Raw genomic sequence first — 16,366 nt, forward strand, 5'->3', positions numbered from 1 at the left:
TCAGACCGGCAGACGGGTGGGCCAGGGTGGGGCGGGCAGAATCCGCATCGCTTGTTCGGAGACCCTGACGGCATGGCTTTTGCTTCCGGTCTTGCAACAGTGGCGATGTCTGCGCCAGGACGTGCATTTGGAGTTGTTGGAGTTCACCAACACTGACGTCATGCTCGAGTTGCTGGAGGCTGGTCAAATCGACGTCGCTTTCGGCCCGCGACCCACCCGCGGCTGCTCTTGTCACATCGATGTCATCGGTGAGCAGGATGCCGTTGTGGTGGCAGCCGCCGGGCACCCCTACGCGGAGCTGCCCCACATACCGATCGAGGACCTTGATGGCCAGCCATTTATCCACTACGACAGCGAAAATGCCTTGGCCGCATGGGTTGACCAGCTGGCCGCGCACCACGATATCCTGCTCAATACCGTGCTACGTACCCGCAGTCCGCGCACGGCGGTGCAGCTTGCCGCCGCCGGGATGGGTATCACCATCGCGCCAACGTCTGCGTTACCGACGCGGCTGGCCGGAACCGTGCGCCGACTAAAACCCCTGATAACGATTGATGTCATTGTTATTGTCGACGCACGGTCCGATCACCTTGTTCAACAGTTCGTCTCCGACGTCCATCGGCGCGGACTGCCCAGGTGGGATGGGCCCGCCACCGAACATGCTTTCTCGGACGAGGTTTGAGCCGCGGGGCCTGCGATTTCGGAGCCCGTGTCCATAGAACCGCTCGTGCCCAGTTGATTTACGAACCAGCTCGCCAGCATCGCTGTGAAATACCCTACCGCTGTCAGCGGTCGTGGTATTCGAGGTATCTGAGAAATCATCCGAAATGTGCATACTTCTGGGTCGCGTAGGCGGGGTAGATTCGGGCGTAGCCCGTAGACGCTGTACGTAGTACACAACGGGCCTTCGGTGACCGGCCATGAGCGCGATGGACTTTCACGTGAGTGCGCACCCCCGCCCCGTTCGAAACGGTGCCGGGGCGACCGTCGCTTCCGGCAGCGAGTTGCTTGGTTGCGAATGAAACACCAAACGGGAGGTACTGGTATGACGGCGGCGATGGGTTCCGCACCAACCCAGTTGGATTCGCGACTGCTGGAAGATATTCGAGCCCACGCCGGGGCGCTGGACCGCGGCGAGTATCACTCCCGCCGTAGCTTCGTCGCGCTCGGATCTGCCGCTCTGCTCGGGGTAGGTGCCCCCGGCAATGCCGACGGCAGGCTCCCCGAGATGGCCGATGTGATCCGGTTGATCTCGGCTGAATGCATGAGCACGGGGTTCTCGTTGTGGGCGCACAGGATGACGGTGGAGTATCTACTCACCGCTGCAACGCCTTTCAGCAATGCCGCGGCCACGCCGCTTCTTGCCGGGACCGCCCTGGGGGTCAGTGGAATGGCTGCGGCGCAAAAGGAGGTGACGGGCTGCGGAAGCCTGGAATTGACGGCGACGCCGGTGGTGGGCGGCTATGAGATTTCCGGCCCGATCAGGTGGGCCAGCAATCTGTATACCGACTCGATCATGGTTACCGGGGCTCGCACGGATGACGGAGAGAGATTGATCGTTGCCGTGCCACTGGATACGCCGGGGATAGGGGTGGGCGATCCCTTTGACTTGCTGGCAATGGGGAGCACCGCGTCGTCGTATGTGCACATGACAGCCGCCTACGTCCCCGCGGAGCAAGTGCTGTCGCGCGACTTGAAGGGTTTCCTGCGGGCGGTGCGTCCGATCATGCTCATCCTGCAGTCGGCGATGTGTCTGGGGCTGACCAGGACCTGCGTCGATCAGAGCAGGCTCGGTCTAGCCGGGACCACTGCGATCTTGCGCCCCGACCTCGACCGCATCGCGGGCGGGCTGGCCCAAGCAGAAGCAACGTTGGCGGCGGTGGCGGCCGCCGTGGGTGGCGCCAGGCCGCCGACCACGAAAGATCTGCTGTCCTTGAGGCTTTCCGCGGGTGAACTTGTCAGTGCCAGCGCCGATTTAGAAATGCGAACGGCCGGAGGCAACGGGTATGCAACCAGGACATCGACGAGCCGCCATTATCGGGAGGCGGCGTTCATCCCCGTTCAGTCGCCATCAGAGGCTCAACTGCGCTGGGAATTGTCCAGATGCGCCTGACGGTGGGGCACCGCACAGTAATGTCGCGGCATGCCGCTGCACTACGTCGACCCGACCCAGGATTACGGCCGCTGGTATCGAGCCCTGGAACGCTTCGGCCGCTCGCGGATGGGAGGGTTCGTGGGGCGACATCTGTTGTGGCACATCGATCCGTGGCTGTATCGAGCAACCGGCGGGCGCTACCCGTCCATCCTCGGCGGGCTTTCCTCGGCCCCGTTGATCAGCATGGGCGCCAAGTCGGGTCAGCCGCGAGAGCATCAACTCGCGTACTTCCACGATGGGCCCGATGCGATCTTGGTCGCCTCCTATCTGGGTGAACCCAAGAACCCGCACTGGTACCACAACCTGAAGGCGCATCCCGAATGTCGGCTCGGCGACGAAGGCTTCGTCGCGGTGGAGGTCACCGATCCCGCCGAGTACGAGCGCCTTTACGCGCTCGCGGAGCATGTCTGCATCAACTATGGCGATTACCGCGCCAAGGCCACTGCGCTTGGGCGGCGGATCCCGGTTTTGCGCCTGCGGCCCGCGCCGGCGGGATGAGGCCTGGTAGCAGTACCGTTTCGGGAAATATGCATTCTCGTGACTTGTTTGCTGTAGGTGCGGTGCACACCATTATTTAATTTACACGTGATGGGCGCCACAAATTTTGTCTTGCTAACTACCTTGTTGCTAGTGTCCGTGCCCATGATTGTCCTTGCTTCGTTGATGTCGCTGATTAATCAGGTCTCGGGGACGCCCTATATTGTGGGTGGAGATTCTCCCGCGGGTACCGATTGTTCGGGGCTCGTGTCGTGGGTTGTCAATGCGGCAACCGACAGACCGATTTACGGAAACAGATTCAATACTGGGAATGAAGAAGCCGCGCTGTTGTCGCGGGGCTTCCAATATGGAACGGCTCCCAACGCGTTGGTTGTCGGCTGGAACGGGGGCCACACGGCGGTGACCCTGCCGGACGGTACCCCGGTGTCCAGCTGCGAGCGTGGCGGGGTGCACGTCGGTGGTGCGGGCGCTTACCAGGCCGGATTCACGCACCATATGTTCCTGCCGATGCCGCCGGACGGTGAAGGCCTGCCAATGGGGCTGCCGGGTCTGCCGCCTCCGCCACCGGATGCACCGCCCCCTCCGCCGCTGGACGCTCCGCCCCCACCGCCGGAGGCGCCGCCCGTCTTGGTTGGTGCCGTGGCTCCTGCCCCACCCGCTGCGCCGGCTCCCGAATTGCCGCCGCCAGGCGATCCCGGAATTCCGAATTGATAAAGAATTGGATTTCGACATGTTATCTAATTTCGGAGATCGAATCGCGGCGCGAATCACCCGGATTGCATTGCGCGCCTGGCGCAAGTGAAGTAGTCGAGGAAACCACTTCGTTGTGGCCTGCATCACAAGTCGCTGTGTGGCATCGCAAATTCAAATAATGAAGTTCCAATGAAAAGTCCGCCTACGCGTCCATTGCGACGCGTAGGCGGACTTTGCTGTGTTCCCCTGAAACAGGAGCCTCACTGTCCCGCAATGCCACTCCCGTCACAACGAGGAGCCTGGGGCCGCAACGGGCCGTATATCCTGGCGCTGCCCGTCGCTGATCGGGCGGGCAGGCGCATTGGGAGCTGCGAGCAAAGCGGGGACCGCAATGATCTTCATCGTCGTCAAGTTCGAAACCAAACCCGACTGGACCGACCGCTGGCCGGACCTGGTCGCCTCGTTCACCGCCGCCACCCGCGCCGAAGAGGGCAACCTGTGGTTCGAATGGTCGCGCAGCCTGGAAAACCCGGCAGAGTACGTCCTCGTCGAGGCATTCGTTGACGGCGACGCCGGGGGCGTCCACGTCAACAGCGATCACTTCAAGCGGGCCATCCAGGAGATTCCGCAGGCGCTGAAGTCCACGCCCAAGATCATCAGTCAGACGATCGACGCGACGGGCTGGTCGAAGATGGGGGAGATGTCCGTCGACTAGCCGATGGACACTTCGATTTCTTCGCCTAGTGCGTACCCCGGTGCCAGCGGAAGCGTATCGCCGCTCCAGAACGTGCCCGGGTCGAACCAGTTCGCGTACTTCTCGGTACTGACCAAGCCCATTTCCTCATAAGTGATGCCCACCGTCTCGGCGCAGTACGCGGTTTCCAAGCCGACGCGCTGACGTTCTTTGCGCCGTTGGGTGGACTCTCGAACCTTCTTGTCTACGAAGGGGATTCCCTTTGTCCAGTCGTAAGCGGTGGGGAGCCGGCCACGCAACCACCGTCCAGTGAGGCGCGCGGTGGTCGGAAACGCGGTGCCGTCCATCCGTGCGATCACCCGCAGCAGTTTGTCTTCTTGTTCGCGGGTGGCGTGCGGCATCAGCTGGCGCAGCCAGCAGCGCTGGTGGTAGCGCTCACTCCACTGCACGACGGCCTGGCGGAGATCGTTGAGCTGCACGCCACGGTGGTTCGTTCCGGTCCATAGGTCGACGAGCTTGTCGCCCAATTCGGCATGCCAGATCAGCGGTGGGAGGTCGTCGATGGCCACCGTCATGCCGACGTGGTTCACCGGGCTGTTCGTCAACGTCTGAATGGCACGGTCGGGTCCCGAACCCCCGCGGAACAGCCAGAGGTCGCCGGTCCGGGTCTCGTTCAGCGCTTGTTCCAGGGTCAGCATTGAAGTCCGCTCGTCGCTTGGGGTTTCGCCGTGTCCATGGCGGTAATAGCGTGTCAATTATGCGCAGCATTTGGAAGTGGATCGGCCTGGCCGGCGTCGCCGGTGTCGTCGCCGGGGGCGCTCTCGTCGTGCGTGACCAACGGAAACGGCGCGCCTACACCCCCGACGAGATCCGCTCCCGACTGCACCAGCGGCTGGCCGAGTCGGATGCCCACGGTGGTCAGTCCAGGTCGGCGTCGGATTCGGTCTGAACTGCAAACAACCGATAGTCGCCCGAAAATCCTTTCAACTCGACACTGCGGCCTTCGTCGAACCAGATGTCGTCACAGCCGCTCAGCGCGTCTCGCACCGGTTGACTCACCAGGATCTCTCCGCCGACGGCCTGCGCCGCGACCCGCGCCGCCATGGCGACGTTGCGGCCGAACAGGTCATCGCCGCGGCGCACCGAGCGGCCCATGTGGATGCCGATCCGCACCCGAATCTCCTCGTGCCGCTTACGTTTTGCGTCCTTGTGCAGTTCGTACTGAAGGTCGATGCCACAGCGCACCGCTTGCTCGGCCCGGGCAAAGGCGATCATGAAACCGTCGCCCTGACTCTTGACCACGTGGCCGGATCGACGCTTCACCAGCCCGGAAACGAGCTTGTCGTGCGAGCTGATCAACCTGACCCAGGCGCGGTCGCCGATCCGCTCGTTGAGGGCGGTGGACTCCTCGATGTCGGAGAACAGAATCACCACCCGGCCGTCCGGCGTGACCCGGGCCAGGTCGGGGCGCTCGACCTCGGCCCAGTCGGCGAGGTCTTCGATGGAGCTGCGCATGGCCGCGCCAAAGCCCTCCTTACGCATCACGCTGGCGGTGTTCCACACCGTCTTGACCGCCTCACGGCCACCGGAGATCAGCCAATTGCGGGTGTCGACACGCTGCCGTAGCTCCTCGGCCTCCTGGCGGCTACGGTCGAGCAACCGCCACAACACGGCGAGTGCGCAGGCTTCGATCACGGCAACGCCGGCCAGGACGTAGACCGCGATATGCAGTACATCACCCACGTCACGCATCCTTGCAAAGTGCGCGATGGCTTCCGGTTGTCGGCCCTATAAGCAGTGTCTAGGGTTGAGTGCGAACACCCCCGGGTAGTGCATCTCAAGTGCTCCGATCAGGTGACTTTTGGGAGGTTCGGTCTTGGCCGACGACGGTGGTGATTCGTCCAACCTGCTGGTGATCTTCGGGATCACCGGCGATCTGGCCCGCAAGATGACGTTCCGGGCGTTGTATCGGCTCGAGCGCCGCAACCTGCTGGACTGCCCGATCCTGGGTGTCGCTAGCGACGACATCAGCGTCGAGGAGTTGGTCGAGCGGGCGCGGGGCGCCATCAACGAAGCCGGGGAGAAGATCGACGACGAGGTGTTCGATCGGCTGGCGAATCGGTTGGACTACATGCACGGCGATGTCACCGAGCGCGAGCTATACCACCGGCTGGCGGAGATGATCGGTTCGGATTACCGCCCGCTGTACTACCTCGAAATGCCGCCCGCGTTGTTCGCCCCGATCGTCGAGAACCTCGCGCGCGAAGGACTCGTGCAGCGCGCACGCGTCGCAGTGGAAAAGCCGTTCGGCCATGACCTGGAATCGGCGTGCGAGCTCAACGAGCGATTACACGCGGTGCTCGACGAAGACCAGATCCTGCGGGTGGACCACTTCTTGGGCAAGCAGCCCGTGGTGGAACTTGAATGCCTCCGCTTCGCCAACCAGGCGCTGGCCGCGTTGTGGGATCGCCAGAGCGTTTCCGAGATTCACATCACGATGGCCGAGAACTTCGGCGTCGAGGGCCGCGGCAAGTTCTACGACAAGGTCGGCACCCTGCGCGACGTGGTGCAGAACCATCTGCTGCAGGTGCTTGCTGTGATGGCTATGGAACCGCCGGTCGGTGGCAGCGCCGACGACCTCAACGACAAAAAGTCCGAGGTGTTCCGCGCCATGCCGCCGCTAGACCCCAAGCGTTGCGTACGGGGTCAGTACAACGGCTACACCGACGTTGCCGGAGTGGCAAAGGACTCACAGACCGAGACTTTCGTCGCGCTGCGGACCGAGATCGACAACTGGCGCTGGTCCGGGGTGCCGATCTTCCTGCGGGCCGGTAAGGAGCTGCCGGAGAAGGTCACCGAGGTGCGGCTGTTTCTGCGCCGGGTTCCGCAATTGGCCTTCCTGCCCCACCGCAGGTCGGCCGAGCCGAATCAGATCGTGTTGCGCATCGACCCGGAACCGGGCATGCGTCTGCAGTTGTCCGCTCAAGTCCAGGGCGATTGGCACGACGTACACCTGGATTCGTTGTTCGCCACGGACCTGGGTGAAGCTGAGGGGCCCTACGAACTGCTCCTGCATGCCGCGCTGACCGGCGATCGGCAGCTTTTCGCCCGAGAGGACAGCATCGAAGAGACCTGGCGCATCGTCCAGCCGCTGCTCGACAAGCCGAGCGAAATCCACCCTTACGAGCCGGGGTCCTGGGGGCCCGAGGCCGTCCAGTCGCTGGTACGTGGTCATCGCCACTGGCAAGACCCGTGGTTCCCTCCAAAAACGCAGTCGGGACAGTAAGGAGACCGGAAAATAATGCAGCTCGGAATGATCGGCCTGGGCCGGATGGGTGCGAACATCATTCGCCGCGTGGTCAGCGGCGGACATGAGGGCGTGGTGTACGACCACGACCAGGAAGCCGTCAAGGCGCTGGCCGGTGAGGCGGGAATGACAGGGGCCTTTTCGGTTGCCGAGCTGAAGGAGAAGATGACCGCGCCGCGGGTGGTCTGGGTGATGGTGCCTGCGGGCGACATCACCACGTCGGTGATCGAGGAGCTGGGTAAGACGCTCGAGCCTGGGGACATCGTGATCGACGGCGGCAACTCCTACTACCGCGACGATCTCAAACACTCAAAATTCTTGGCCGAGAAGGGGATTCACCTCATGGACTGCGGCACCAGCGGCGGGGTGTGGGGTCGAGAGCGTGGCTACTGCCTGATGATCGGCGGCGACCAGGAATCCTTCGATCACGCCGAGCCGCTGTTCGCCACCATCGCGCCCGGTGTTGACGCGGCCCCGCGCACGCCGGGCCGCGAGGGCGAGGTCACGCAACCGGAGAAGGGCTATCTGCACTGCGGGCCGGCCGGAGCCGGGCACTTCGTGAAGATGGTGCACAACGGAATCGAGTACGGAATGATGGCGTCGCTGGCCGAAGGGCTGAACATTCTGCGCAACGCCGACATCGGTACGCGCGTCGAAAAGGGCGACGCCGAAACCGCGCCGCTGTCCAACCCCGAGTGTTACCGCTACAACATCGACATTCCCGATGTCGCCGAGGTGTGGCGTCGGGGCAGCGTCGTGGGGTCCTGGCTGCTGGATCTGACGGCGATCGCGCTGCACGAATCGCCCGACCTGCACGAGTTCTCCGGACGGGTCTCGGACTCGGGCGAGGGTCGATGGACCGCGATCGCGGCGATCGACGAGGGAGTTCCCGCACCGGTCTTAACGACCGCGCTGCAGTCCCGCTTCGCCTCGCGCAGCCTCGACGACTTCGCCAACAAGGCACTGTCGGCGATGCGCAAGCAGTTCGGCGGACACGCCGAGAAACCGGCTAACTAGCGGTCACTCGCCTGACGAAGTCCACCACGGCGTCGGTGAACGCGTCGTTGTCATCGCCGGCGGCGGTGTGCCCGGCGTCGGACAATTCGACGAACTCGGCGCGCGGCACCGTGTCCAGGAAATGCCGCACGCCCTCGGGGCTGACAACGTCGGAGAGTTTGCCGCGGATCAACAGGATCGGGATCTGCAGATGCTTGGCGGCATGCTCGAAGTTGTCCGTCCGCAAATCCGGGTCGTCGCCGGGTGCGATCATGAACGCCGGATCCCAGTGCCAGTACCACCGGCCGTCACGCAGCCGAAGGTTCTTTCTCAGCCCCTCGGGACTGCGCGGTTTACTGCGGTGCGGCAGGTAGGCCGACACTGCGTCGGCTGCTTCTTCGAGCGAGCCGAAACCGTGCAGGTTGGTCAACATGAAGTCCCGGATGCGCGCGCTGCCGTTCTTCTCGTACCGCGGCACCACGTCGACCAGCACCAATCCGGTCACCCTGTCCGGGCCCGCGGCGTCGGCCACCAGGATGCCCGTCAGCCCACCCATGCTGGCGCCGATCAGCACGACGGGATGGCCGATAGCGTCGAGGATGTGCAAAACGTCGGCCATCAGGGTTTCGATCGCGTAGTCCGCGCCGGGCGCCCGGTCACTGTCGCCATGGCCGCGGCTGTCGAGTGCGACGACGTGGTAACCCTCGTCGGCCAGGAATTGACCGGTGTTCTTCCAGGAGAACCGGTTTTGGCCGCCGCCGTGCAACATCAGAATCGACGGTCGGCCCGCGATGGCGACGTCGCGGTTCCATTCGTCGGCGACCAGGCCAATACCGCCCACACCAGCGAACTTGACCGTCTGGGGACTGCTGCTCACGGTGCTCATCGAACTGACGTTACATAGTGCTCCGATGATTTCTGGCGCTTGGTGGGGTCTGACCGTGAGACGACCTCGGCAGGTACCCAAACAGGAAAGGAGGCGCCCATGCCATCGATCACTCCCTCGCTGTGGTTTGACCACAACTTCGGGAGGCGGTGACGTTCTACGCCTCGGTGTTCCCGAACTCGCGAATCCAGGACCTCAACCGCAGCACCGACGCCGGTCCCGGCGAGCCCGGCTCGGTGCTATCGGGCACGTTTGTGCTGGACGGCAACCGGTTCATCGGGATCAACGGCGGTCCGCAGTTCCCGTTCAGCGAGGCGGTTTCCTTCACGATCGACTGCCAAGACCAGGACGAGGTCGATTACTACTGGAACCGGCTGACCGACGGTGGTGAGGAGTTGCCATGCGGCTGGTGCAAGGACCGCTACGGGCTGCGTTGGCAGGTAATCCCGGCCAGGCTCTACGACCTGGTGAGCCATCCCGATCCGGCCCGCGCGACGGCCGCCACCCAGGCGATGTACGGCATGCGCAAGATCGTGGTCGCTGAGCTCGAGCGGGCGGCGGCGGATGCATCGAGCGAAAACCCTTGATGCCGTGACGGTTTAGAGATTCCTGCGGTCCGTCGGTGCGGTCTAGACCCGTACGCGTTAGGTTGGTCCGTGTGACGGAGCCGCGGTGGATCGACGTGCCGGGGCCTCCCGGCGACCTCAAGGCGCTGACCTGGGGCCCGCCCGACGCCCCGATCGCCTTGTGTCTGCACGGCTTCCCCGACACCGCCTACGGCTGGCGCAAGATGGCCCCACTGCTTGCCGCATCGGGTTGGCGGGTCGTCGCACCGTTCATGCGCGGATACGCCCCGTCGTCGATTCCCGACGACGGCAGCTATCACGTCGGCGCGATCATGGACGACGCGCTGCGTGTGCGCGCGGCGGCCGGAGGGACCGACCGCGACGTGGTGATCGGTCATGACTGGGGCGCACTGGCGGCCACCGGCTTGGCCGCGATGCCCAACAGCCCGTTCGCCAAAGCCGTGGTCATGTCGGTGCCGGTGTCTGCCGCATTCCGCGGCCAGGTGAGCGAGCGGGGCCGGCTGGCCCGCCAGCTGCCGCGTCAGCTGTTGCGCAGCTGGTACATGTTCTACTTCCAATTACCTTTGCTGCCAGAGCGTTCCGGGCCCTGGATACTGCCGTTGTTGTGGCGGCGATGGTCGCCGGGCTATCGCGGGGCCGACGAGGATCTGCGCCACGTCGACGCCGCGATCGGAACGCCCGAAAGCTGGCGGGCGGCGCTGGGGACCTACCGGGCCACGCTGCGCAACACCAAGCCGCCGCAGCGCTACGCCGAACTCAACGAGCTGTGGACCCAGGCACCCATCCTGCCTACCTTGTATCTGCATGGCCGTGACGACGGTTGTATGACTCCGGCGTTCGCGCACTGGACGGAGAAGGTGCTTCCCGCCGGCAGCGAGGTGGCCATCGTCGATCATGCCGGGCATTTCCTGCAGCTTGAACAGCCCGAGAAGGTGGCCGAGCGGGTGCTCGCGTTCGTCGACCCACCCGGCTGACGCCATGGCTGCGCAGCGAATGGCGGCCGTCGATGCGGAGTTCTATTGGATGTCGGCCAAGGTCCCCAACGACGACTTCCAGCTGTGGGCATTCGACGGCGAACCCGCCGATCTCGATGCTGCCATCGCCGAAGTGTGTCGCCGGGCCCGCGGGTGTCCCGATCTGACCATGCGGGTCCACGACGGATACCCGCTGACGTATCCGCAGTGGGTGCCCGCGCCGGTCGGTCCCGAGCAGGTGGTCTGCCACGACTTGGTCGACCGCAGCTGGCGCGGCTGCCTGACGGCCGTAGTCGGTCTCGCCGATCACCAGTTGGATATGCGCCAGATGCCCTGGCGGATACACGTATTCACGCCGGTCTTCGGCGTCCCGGGCGTCGGCGGCCCAGGCACCGTGGTGATCTGGCAGTATCCGCATGCATTGGCCGACGGCGTTCGTGCTTCGGCGATGGCAGCCCGGCTGTTCGGGCGGGCTGACCCAATGCCCGAGATGCAGCGGTTGCCGTTGGGTTTTCTGCCGTGGCGTGCTGTCGACGCGGCGCGCACGCATCGCCAGCTGGTTCGCGACACCCGCGACGGGCTGGTGGCACCGGGAATCGGATACCGGCCTCCGCTGCCAACCAACGCCCGTCCGGCCGGTGTCCGCTCGATTCATACTTTGGTGCGCCACCGCTCGCAAGTGCTGGGTCCTACCGTCACCGTTGCGGTGCTGGCCGCGGTGTCCACCGCGCTGTCCGGCCTGCTCGGCGATGCGGCCGATTCATTGGCCGCAGAAGTGCCGATGGCTAAACCCGGTGTGCCACATCCACATAACCATTTCGGAAATGTCGTTGTCGGGCTATACCCACAGCTTGATCGGGATGCCCGAGTGCAGCGTATCGCCACCGATCTGGACAATGGTCGGCGGCGATTCGCGCATCCGGCTACCCGCGCAACCGACCGGGCCTTCGCCGCGATGCCCGGCGCGCTATTGCGGTGGGGTGTCTCGCTGTTCGATCCCGATGCCCGGCCCGCGCAGGTGTTGGGAAACACGGTGTTGTCCAGCAATAACCGCGGTCCCGCTGATTTGAATTTCGGGGGCGCTCCGGTGGTACTGACGGCCACCTATCCGCCGTTGTCGCCCGCAATGGGTCTGACGCACGGCGTGCACGGCATCGGCGAGACGATCGCGATCAGTGTCAACGCGGCCGAATCCGCCGTCCCCGACATCGACGCTTATCTGGCGCGCCTCGACGCCGCGCTTTAAGTTATTGCGCGTCGCCGGACCTGGCCGCCTCCTCGCGGGTGAGGCCGACGGCGCCGATCAGCTCCTCGTGCATTTCGAACCACACCGTGTGATACGAGTCGATCAGCGGTCGAGTCAGCCAGGAGCTGTCGCCGCCTTTGATTTTTCCAAGTGCTGCAACAAGTTTGGCTGCATAGGCGTTCAGCCGGGGCAGTTGGGCGCCGGCCGCGGCAATGATCGGCAACACCCTGGCGTGCACCCGGTCGAGGCGCGCCAGTACCGCCGCGTCGTATTCGGCGTCGTCGTGCGCATTGGGCGGGCTCCCGGGACCGCCCTTGAGCTGCCAGTCGGTTACCAGAGCCTTGAAATCGTGGTTCACGCTTCGGAAGTCGTCGTACACGGCCGCCACCGCGGCCGGGTCAACGCCCTCGCGCTCCTGGGCGAGCAGTTCGTTCAGCCGGTCGCGGCCGCTGGGGCTGATCCGCAACGTCGCCCCGCCGACCAGCAAGCCCGACGCGGTCAGCGTCTCGGTCACGTCGCCAACGTCTTCATTGAGGGTGGCGGCGAGGTCGGTCGGCGTCACCCGACCCTTGAGCCGAATTGCCTGCAGCACAGCCAACTCAGTCACGGGGTGGTCTGGGTGGTCAGTCGCAGCGCGGCCAGCATGACGATCAGCGGGGAGGCCGAGAGCACGTCGGTACGCCCGCTGTCCAGCGCGGCGCGCACCGCGGCGTCAGAAGTATCGTCAAGCGTCGGGTGGTCGCCGTCGGCGTGTGCGCGCAGCGGGCTGATTCGCCGCGCGATGTCGGCGAGTTCGCGAAGCTCGGGCGTATCGTTCTCCGACCACGAGGACGGGGCCAGATTGCCTTCGCGCACTTCACCTTCGTAGCCGTCGACGGTGATCTGCTTGCCGGCCAGCGTTGCGGCGACTCCGTTGCCGCATCCCACCACTGCGACCCTGCCGAGTTCGCGGCTGACCACCGCAGCGTGGCTGGCGGCGCCGCCGACCTCGGTGACGATGCCGTGGGCGGCCAGCATGCCCCGGACGTCTTCGGGTCGGGTGTGGTCGCGAACCAGGATGACCTGCTCACCCCGGTCGGCGGCATCCAGCGCCTCGTCCACCTGCGTGTAGGCCTTACCCGAGACGACGCCCGGGCAGGCCGGCAATCCTTTTGCCAAAAGCGGTGCGGCCAAACGTATTTCCGGCTGCAGCGCCGGCAGTAGCAGAGCCTTGACGTGTGTCGGGGTCACCCGGCGCAGCGTCTCGGCGGCGTCGATGAGCCCCTCGTGATGCAGTTGCAGCGCCAGCCGCACCGCCGCCTGCGCCGAGCGTTCGGCCGCCCGAGTCTGCAGCAGCCAGAGTTTGCCGTCTTGCACGGTGAACTCGATCTCTTGCACATCGGACCCGAGTCGTTCCAAAGTGCGGGCGACATCCATCAGCTCGTCGTAGACCGCCGGTTGCTCGTCGCGCAGGGCGGCGATCGGTTCCACGTCGACCAATCCAGAGACCACGTCGTCGCCCTGGCCGCCCGGGAGCCATTCCCCGAAAGGCTCATTGGCGCCGGTGATCGGGTTGCGTGAGAAGAATGCTCCGGCACCGGAATTGGGGCCCAGGTTGCCGAAAACCATGGCCTGCACAACCACGGCGGTGCCGCCACCCTCGTCGAGGCCGTAGTGGTCGCGGTAGGCAACCGCGCGCGGCGAGTTCCACGACGCGAACACGGCCTCGATGCCCGCGCGAAGCTGCGCGTACGCGTCGTCCGGAACGGATGGCGACTGGCCGCCGACGATGCGGTGATACATACCGGTGAACCGCAGCCGGGTGTCTTCGGCGAACTTCTTGGTTCCAGACGCGGCCAGCGCCTGTTCGACGTTGTCGTTGAGACCCAGGTTCAGGATCGTGTCCATCATGCCGGGCATCGACAGGGTGGCCCCCGAGCGAACGCTGACCAGCAGCGGACGCGGCCCGCGGCCGAAGGTGCGTGAGGTTTCGCCCTCCAGCCATTTCATTCGGTCGAGCACGTCGTGCCAGATCGCGTCCAGCGTCGCGGCGGGCTCGGTCAGACACCGCAGGCCCACCTCGGTGGTGATGCAGAACGCGGGCGGCACCGGCAAGTCGTGCCGGTGCATGACTTCGATGCCGTGGCCCTTGTTGCCCAGGATCTGCCGCGGATGGTCCGTTTCGCCGTTCAGCAACACCACGGTGTGGTCGGTGGAGGTGGCCGCATGCCCGATCGAGCTGCTTTCGGGGGTGCTGTTGCCTCGTGCGATACGCGCCGTGGTGCACCCCCTCCTGGTTCAGCTAGTTGCCGGCAAACGCGGGAACGCCCGCTATATTCCCACACGAATCGCCTGACGCAGCCGCTCACCACTGCTGTTATCCGATCCGCCCGATGATCTAGGTTTGCACGTATGACTCCCTATGACGTCGGATTACTCATCCTGCGGCTGGTGCTGGGCGTGACATTGGCCGCACACGGCTACAACAAGTTCTTTGGCGGCGGCCGGATACCGGGCACCGCGCGATGGTTCGAGAGCATCGGTATGAAGCCGGGCAAGTTCCACGCCACCGTGGCCGCCACCACCGAAATCGCCGCGGGGCTGGGCCTGGCCGCCGGGCTGCTGACGCCGATTCCCGCCGCGGGCTTTGTCTCGCTGATGCTGGTCGCGGCGTGGACCGTGCACCGCCACAACGGGTTCTTCATCGTCAAGGAGGGTTGGGAGTACAACCTGGTCCTGGCGTTGTCCGCAATCGCGGTGGCGACGCTGGGACCCGGCCGGCTCAGCCTGGACTGGGCGATCTTCGGGATCAACGACCCGCTGATCGGCTGGAACGGGCTGCTGATCTCGGTGGGGCTCGGTCTCGCAGGCGCGCTCGGCCTGTTGCTGATCTTCTACCGGCCGCCGGCCAAGCAAGCCGGCTAGCTTCTCGGGGCGCCGTGTCCGCCTAGGCGACTGCAGTGGTTTCGGCCGCCGTCACCTCGGCCGCCGCCCGCTCGCCGGAGCGGATCGCTCCGTCGATCCACCCGCACATGACCGCCGAGCTCTCGGTGCCTGCCCAATGGACGCGACCGCAGGGTTCGCGCAAGGTGTAGCCGAATTCGGTCAGCACGCCGGGCGCGGTGTGGCCGATCATCCCGCCACCGGAATAGCGCTCGACGGTCCAGTTCTGCAGGTGGAATTCCCGCGGAGATTTGGCCTTACTGCCGAACCGATCGACAAGCTCGCCGATCAGGATCGACTTTTGTTCGTCCGCCTCGAGGTAGGTCAGTCGGCGCGCCGCGGGTCCCTCGGTGATGATGCACATGATGCCCGGGTCCGCGGTGTTGGTGCAGGCGTCGATGGTCAGGGTGGCCGGGGATCCCGGCGCGGCGGACTGGCCGGAGAATCCGTCGGCCCGCCAGAACGGCTCGTCGTAAAAGATCGAGGTCTTGATGACCGCGCCGCTGGGAACGCGCTGGTGCAGAAAAGCCCGGTCCACCGGCAGCGCGGGCTCATAGAGGATCGAGGTGGCGATCGCCAGTGGGATCGCGACAACGACTCGGCGCGCTCGCACCGTCAGATCGGCCGCGCTGACCGTCACGCCGTCAGCGTCCTGGGTGATCTGCCGGACCGGCTGCGAAAGGTGCAGCGCGTCACCGAGTTCGGCCACCATCGGGCGGTGCAGCGCGCCCATCCCACCGACGGGGCGGGCATCCTGCGAGCCACCCTTACCCGAAATCGCGAACGTGAGCCCGCCGGCGGAGGCCGTCTGCAGCAGCCCCCACAGCAACGACGTCTCCGACCCTGCCGAGGTGTAGAGGCCGGCGAAGGCCATGTCCAGCATCTCGGCGGCTTCCTTGGACGCGGTCTTCTTGTGGATCCATTCCCCGATGCTGATGCGGTCCCACTCGGCGGCCTTCTTCGCCTCCCACGGGGCTTCGCGCGGAATCTCCTTACACATCTTCTCGATGGCGGCCAAACCGAGTCCAAGGTTGGCGACCGCCCACGGGCTCACGGTCCACGGGATGGTGCCGCCGTAGCGGTGCTTTTTGCCGCCGACGATCATCATCGCGTCGCCGTCGTTGTGCTGCTTGTATTCCGGTACGCCGAACTCTTTCATCAGCGCGTAGATGCGGTCCTGGCCCGGCCCGATCCACGCGCCGCCGCGATCGACCCACGTTCCGTCCGGGAAGGTTTCGGTGAAGGTGCGACCACCTACCCGGTCACGGGCTTCCAGCAAGGCCACCGAGTGGCCCGCTTGCTTCAACCGGAAGGCGGCCGTCAAACCCGCGAAACCCGCTCCGACCACGCAATAATCGACGTCCGCCACGATCGGCTCCTCGGTTGCATTTGGGTGCTGAGCAGCAAA

17 protein-coding genes and 1 pseudogene are annotated in these 16,366 nt (G+C 65.1%); 12 read left to right on the plus strand and 6 right to left on the minus strand.

The genetic code is table 11. The annotated features are described in order from the left end of the window. From DB708_RS18850 to DB708_RS18870, 5 genes are all read left to right on the plus strand, one after another. The coding region (locus tag DB708_RS18850) for a LysR family transcriptional regulator substrate-binding protein (protein WP_165839868.1) at positions 1 to 682 on the plus strand (682 nt) is incomplete at its 5' end. A 363-nt stretch (positions 683 to 1,045) separates the two neighbouring features. Continuing rightward, positions 1,046 to 2,113, plus strand: a complete 1,068-nt coding sequence (locus DB708_RS18855; protein ID WP_108924495.1) for an acyl-CoA dehydrogenase family protein — start codon at positions 1,046 to 1,048, stop codon at positions 2,111 to 2,113. A gap of 30 nt (positions 2,114 to 2,143) precedes the next feature. Further along, the gene (locus DB708_RS18860; RefSeq protein ID WP_108924496.1) at positions 2,144 to 2,653 is read left to right on the plus strand and encodes a nitroreductase/quinone reductase family protein; all 510 of its coding nucleotides are present in this window, start codon (positions 2,144 to 2,146) and stop codon (positions 2,651 to 2,653) included. A 90-nt stretch (positions 2,654 to 2,743) separates the two neighbouring features. After that, positions 2,744 to 3,364: a C40 family peptidase gene (locus DB708_RS18865; protein WP_235616854.1), complete on the plus strand. Its 621-nt coding sequence runs from the start codon at positions 2,744 to 2,746 to the stop codon at positions 3,362 to 3,364. A 373-nt stretch (positions 3,365 to 3,737) separates the two neighbouring features. Continuing rightward, complete coding sequence (locus tag DB708_RS18870) at positions 3,738 to 4,061, plus strand: putative quinol monooxygenase (RefSeq protein WP_108924498.1); 324 nt, start codon at positions 3,738 to 3,740, stop codon at positions 4,059 to 4,061. Here DB708_RS18870 and DB708_RS18875 read toward each other — a convergent pair. Beyond that, a complete protein-coding gene (locus DB708_RS18875) occupies positions 4,058 to 4,738 on the minus strand; it encodes a guanylate cyclase (RefSeq protein ID WP_108924499.1) in 681 nt (226 codons plus the stop codon). The genes DB708_RS18870 and DB708_RS18875 overlap by 4 nt on opposite strands. A gap of 59 nt (positions 4,739 to 4,797) precedes the next feature. Here DB708_RS18875 and DB708_RS18880 point away from each other — a divergent pair, with 59 nt between their 5' ends. Next, positions 4,798 to 4,989: a hypothetical protein gene (locus tag DB708_RS18880; RefSeq protein WP_108924500.1), complete on the plus strand. Its 192-nt coding sequence runs from the start codon at positions 4,798 to 4,800 to the stop codon at positions 4,987 to 4,989. Here the strand turns inward: DB708_RS18880 and DB708_RS18885 are convergent. Further along, positions 4,959 to 5,792, minus strand: a complete 834-nt coding sequence (locus tag DB708_RS18885; RefSeq protein ID WP_108924501.1) for an adenylate/guanylate cyclase domain-containing protein — start codon at positions 5,790 to 5,792, stop codon at positions 4,959 to 4,961. The two genes, DB708_RS18880 and DB708_RS18885, sit on opposite strands and share 31 nt — an antisense overlap. Positions 5,793 to 5,916: 124 nt before the next feature. On the opposite strand from DB708_RS18885, the gene DB708_RS18890 reads away from it, so the two are divergent. Together DB708_RS18890 and gnd are read left to right on the plus strand one after the other, a co-directional pair. Beyond that, complete coding sequence (locus DB708_RS18890) at positions 5,917 to 7,326, plus strand: glucose-6-phosphate dehydrogenase (protein WP_108924502.1); 1,410 nt, start codon at positions 5,917 to 5,919, stop codon at positions 7,324 to 7,326. Between the two features lie 15 nt (positions 7,327 to 7,341). Further along, on the plus strand, positions 7,342 to 8,364 hold the full coding sequence (gnd, locus tag DB708_RS18895) for a phosphogluconate dehydrogenase (NAD(+)-dependent, decarboxylating) (protein ID WP_108924503.1): 1,023 nt from the start codon (positions 7,342 to 7,344) through the stop codon (positions 8,362 to 8,364). On the opposite strand, the gene DB708_RS18900 is transcribed toward gnd, so the two are convergent. Further along, positions 8,357 to 9,229: an alpha/beta fold hydrolase gene (locus DB708_RS18900; protein WP_108924504.1), complete on the minus strand. Its 873-nt coding sequence runs from the start codon at positions 9,227 to 9,229 to the stop codon at positions 8,357 to 8,359. The two genes, gnd and DB708_RS18900, sit on opposite strands and share 8 nt — an antisense overlap. Positions 9,230 to 9,328: 99 nt before the next feature. Here DB708_RS18900 and DB708_RS18905 point away from each other — a divergent pair. The 3 genes and pseudogenes from DB708_RS18905 to DB708_RS18915 all read left to right on the plus strand — a co-directional run bounded on the left by DB708_RS18905 (position 9,329) and on the right by DB708_RS18915 (position 12,036). Further along, positions 9,329 to 9,816 (plus strand): annotated as a pseudogene (locus tag DB708_RS18905) (VOC family protein). Positions 9,817 to 9,887: 71 nt separating this feature from the next. Next, positions 9,888 to 10,790, plus strand: a complete 903-nt coding sequence (locus DB708_RS18910) for an alpha/beta fold hydrolase (protein WP_108924505.1) — start codon at positions 9,888 to 9,890, stop codon at positions 10,788 to 10,790. A 4-nt stretch (positions 10,791 to 10,794) separates the two neighbouring features. Further along, the gene (locus DB708_RS18915; RefSeq protein ID WP_108924506.1) at positions 10,795 to 12,036 is read left to right on the plus strand and encodes a WS/DGAT domain-containing protein; all 1,242 of its coding nucleotides are present in this window, start codon (positions 10,795 to 10,797) and stop codon (positions 12,034 to 12,036) included. Between the two features lies 1 nt (position 12,037). Here DB708_RS18915 and DB708_RS18920 read toward each other — a convergent pair whose 3' ends face one another. Together DB708_RS18920 and DB708_RS18925 are read right to left on the minus strand one after the other, a co-directional pair. Then, positions 12,038 to 12,643: a MarR family transcriptional regulator gene (locus DB708_RS18920; protein ID WP_108924507.1), complete on the minus strand. Its 606-nt coding sequence runs from the start codon at positions 12,641 to 12,643 to the stop codon at positions 12,038 to 12,040. Next, the gene (locus tag DB708_RS18925; RefSeq protein ID WP_108924508.1) at positions 12,640 to 14,250 is read right to left on the minus strand and encodes a pyruvate, phosphate dikinase; all 1,611 of its coding nucleotides are present in this window, start codon (positions 14,248 to 14,250) and stop codon (positions 12,640 to 12,642) included. The genes DB708_RS18920 and DB708_RS18925 overlap by 4 nt, the downstream gene beginning before the upstream one ends. A gap of 177 nt (positions 14,251 to 14,427) precedes the next feature. On the opposite strand from DB708_RS18925, the gene DB708_RS18930 reads away from it, so the two are divergent. Then, complete coding sequence (locus DB708_RS18930) at positions 14,428 to 14,940, plus strand: DoxX family protein (RefSeq protein WP_108924509.1); 513 nt, start codon at positions 14,428 to 14,430, stop codon at positions 14,938 to 14,940. A gap of 22 nt (positions 14,941 to 14,962) precedes the next feature. Here the strand turns inward: DB708_RS18930 and DB708_RS18935 are convergent, their stop codons facing one another. Further along, complete coding sequence (locus DB708_RS18935; protein WP_108924510.1) at positions 14,963 to 16,327, minus strand: flavin monoamine oxidase family protein; 1,365 nt, start codon at positions 16,325 to 16,327, stop codon at positions 14,963 to 14,965. Between the last annotated feature and the right edge of the window lie 39 nt (positions 16,328 to 16,366).

It is taken from the genome of Mycobacterium montefiorense, from assembly GCF_003112775.1.
Classification (GTDB): domain Bacteria; phylum Actinomycetota; class Actinomycetes; order Mycobacteriales; family Mycobacteriaceae; genus Mycobacterium; species Mycobacterium montefiorense.

What these genes read in the sequence shown, in the direction of transcription:
- DB708_RS18855 (WP_108924495.1), top strand. Translation starts at nt 1,046, where the DNA reads ATGACGGCGGCGATGGGTTCCGCACCAACCCAGTTGGATTCGCGACTG.
- DB708_RS18860 (WP_108924496.1), top strand. Translation starts at nt 2,144, where the DNA reads ATGCCGCTGCACTACGTCGACCCGACCCAGGATTACGGCCGCTGGTAT.
- DB708_RS18865 (WP_235616854.1), top strand. Translation starts at nt 2,744, where the DNA reads ATGGGCGCCACAAATTTTGTCTTGCTAACTACCTTGTTGCTAGTGTCC.
- DB708_RS18870 (WP_108924498.1), top strand. Translation starts at nt 3,738, where the DNA reads ATGATCTTCATCGTCGTCAAGTTCGAAACCAAACCCGACTGGACCGAC.
- DB708_RS18875 (WP_108924499.1), bottom strand. Translation starts at nt 4,738, where the DNA reads ATGCTGACCCTGGAACAAGCGCTGAACGAGACCCGGACCGGCGACCTC.
- DB708_RS18880 (WP_108924500.1), top strand. Translation starts at nt 4,798, where the DNA reads ATGCGCAGCATTTGGAAGTGGATCGGCCTGGCCGGCGTCGCCGGTGTC.
- DB708_RS18885 (WP_108924501.1), bottom strand. Translation starts at nt 5,792, where the DNA reads ATGCGTGACGTGGGTGATGTACTGCATATCGCGGTCTACGTCCTGGCC.
- gnd (WP_108924503.1), top strand. Translation starts at nt 7,342, where the DNA reads ATGCAGCTCGGAATGATCGGCCTGGGCCGGATGGGTGCGAACATCATT.
- DB708_RS18900 (WP_108924504.1), bottom strand. Translation starts at nt 9,229, where the DNA reads ATGAGCACCGTGAGCAGCAGTCCCCAGACGGTCAAGTTCGCTGGTGTG.
- DB708_RS18915 (WP_108924506.1), top strand. Translation starts at nt 10,795, where the DNA reads ATGGCTGCGCAGCGAATGGCGGCCGTCGATGCGGAGTTCTATTGGATG.
- DB708_RS18930 (WP_108924509.1), top strand. Translation starts at nt 14,428, where the DNA reads ATGACTCCCTATGACGTCGGATTACTCATCCTGCGGCTGGTGCTGGGC.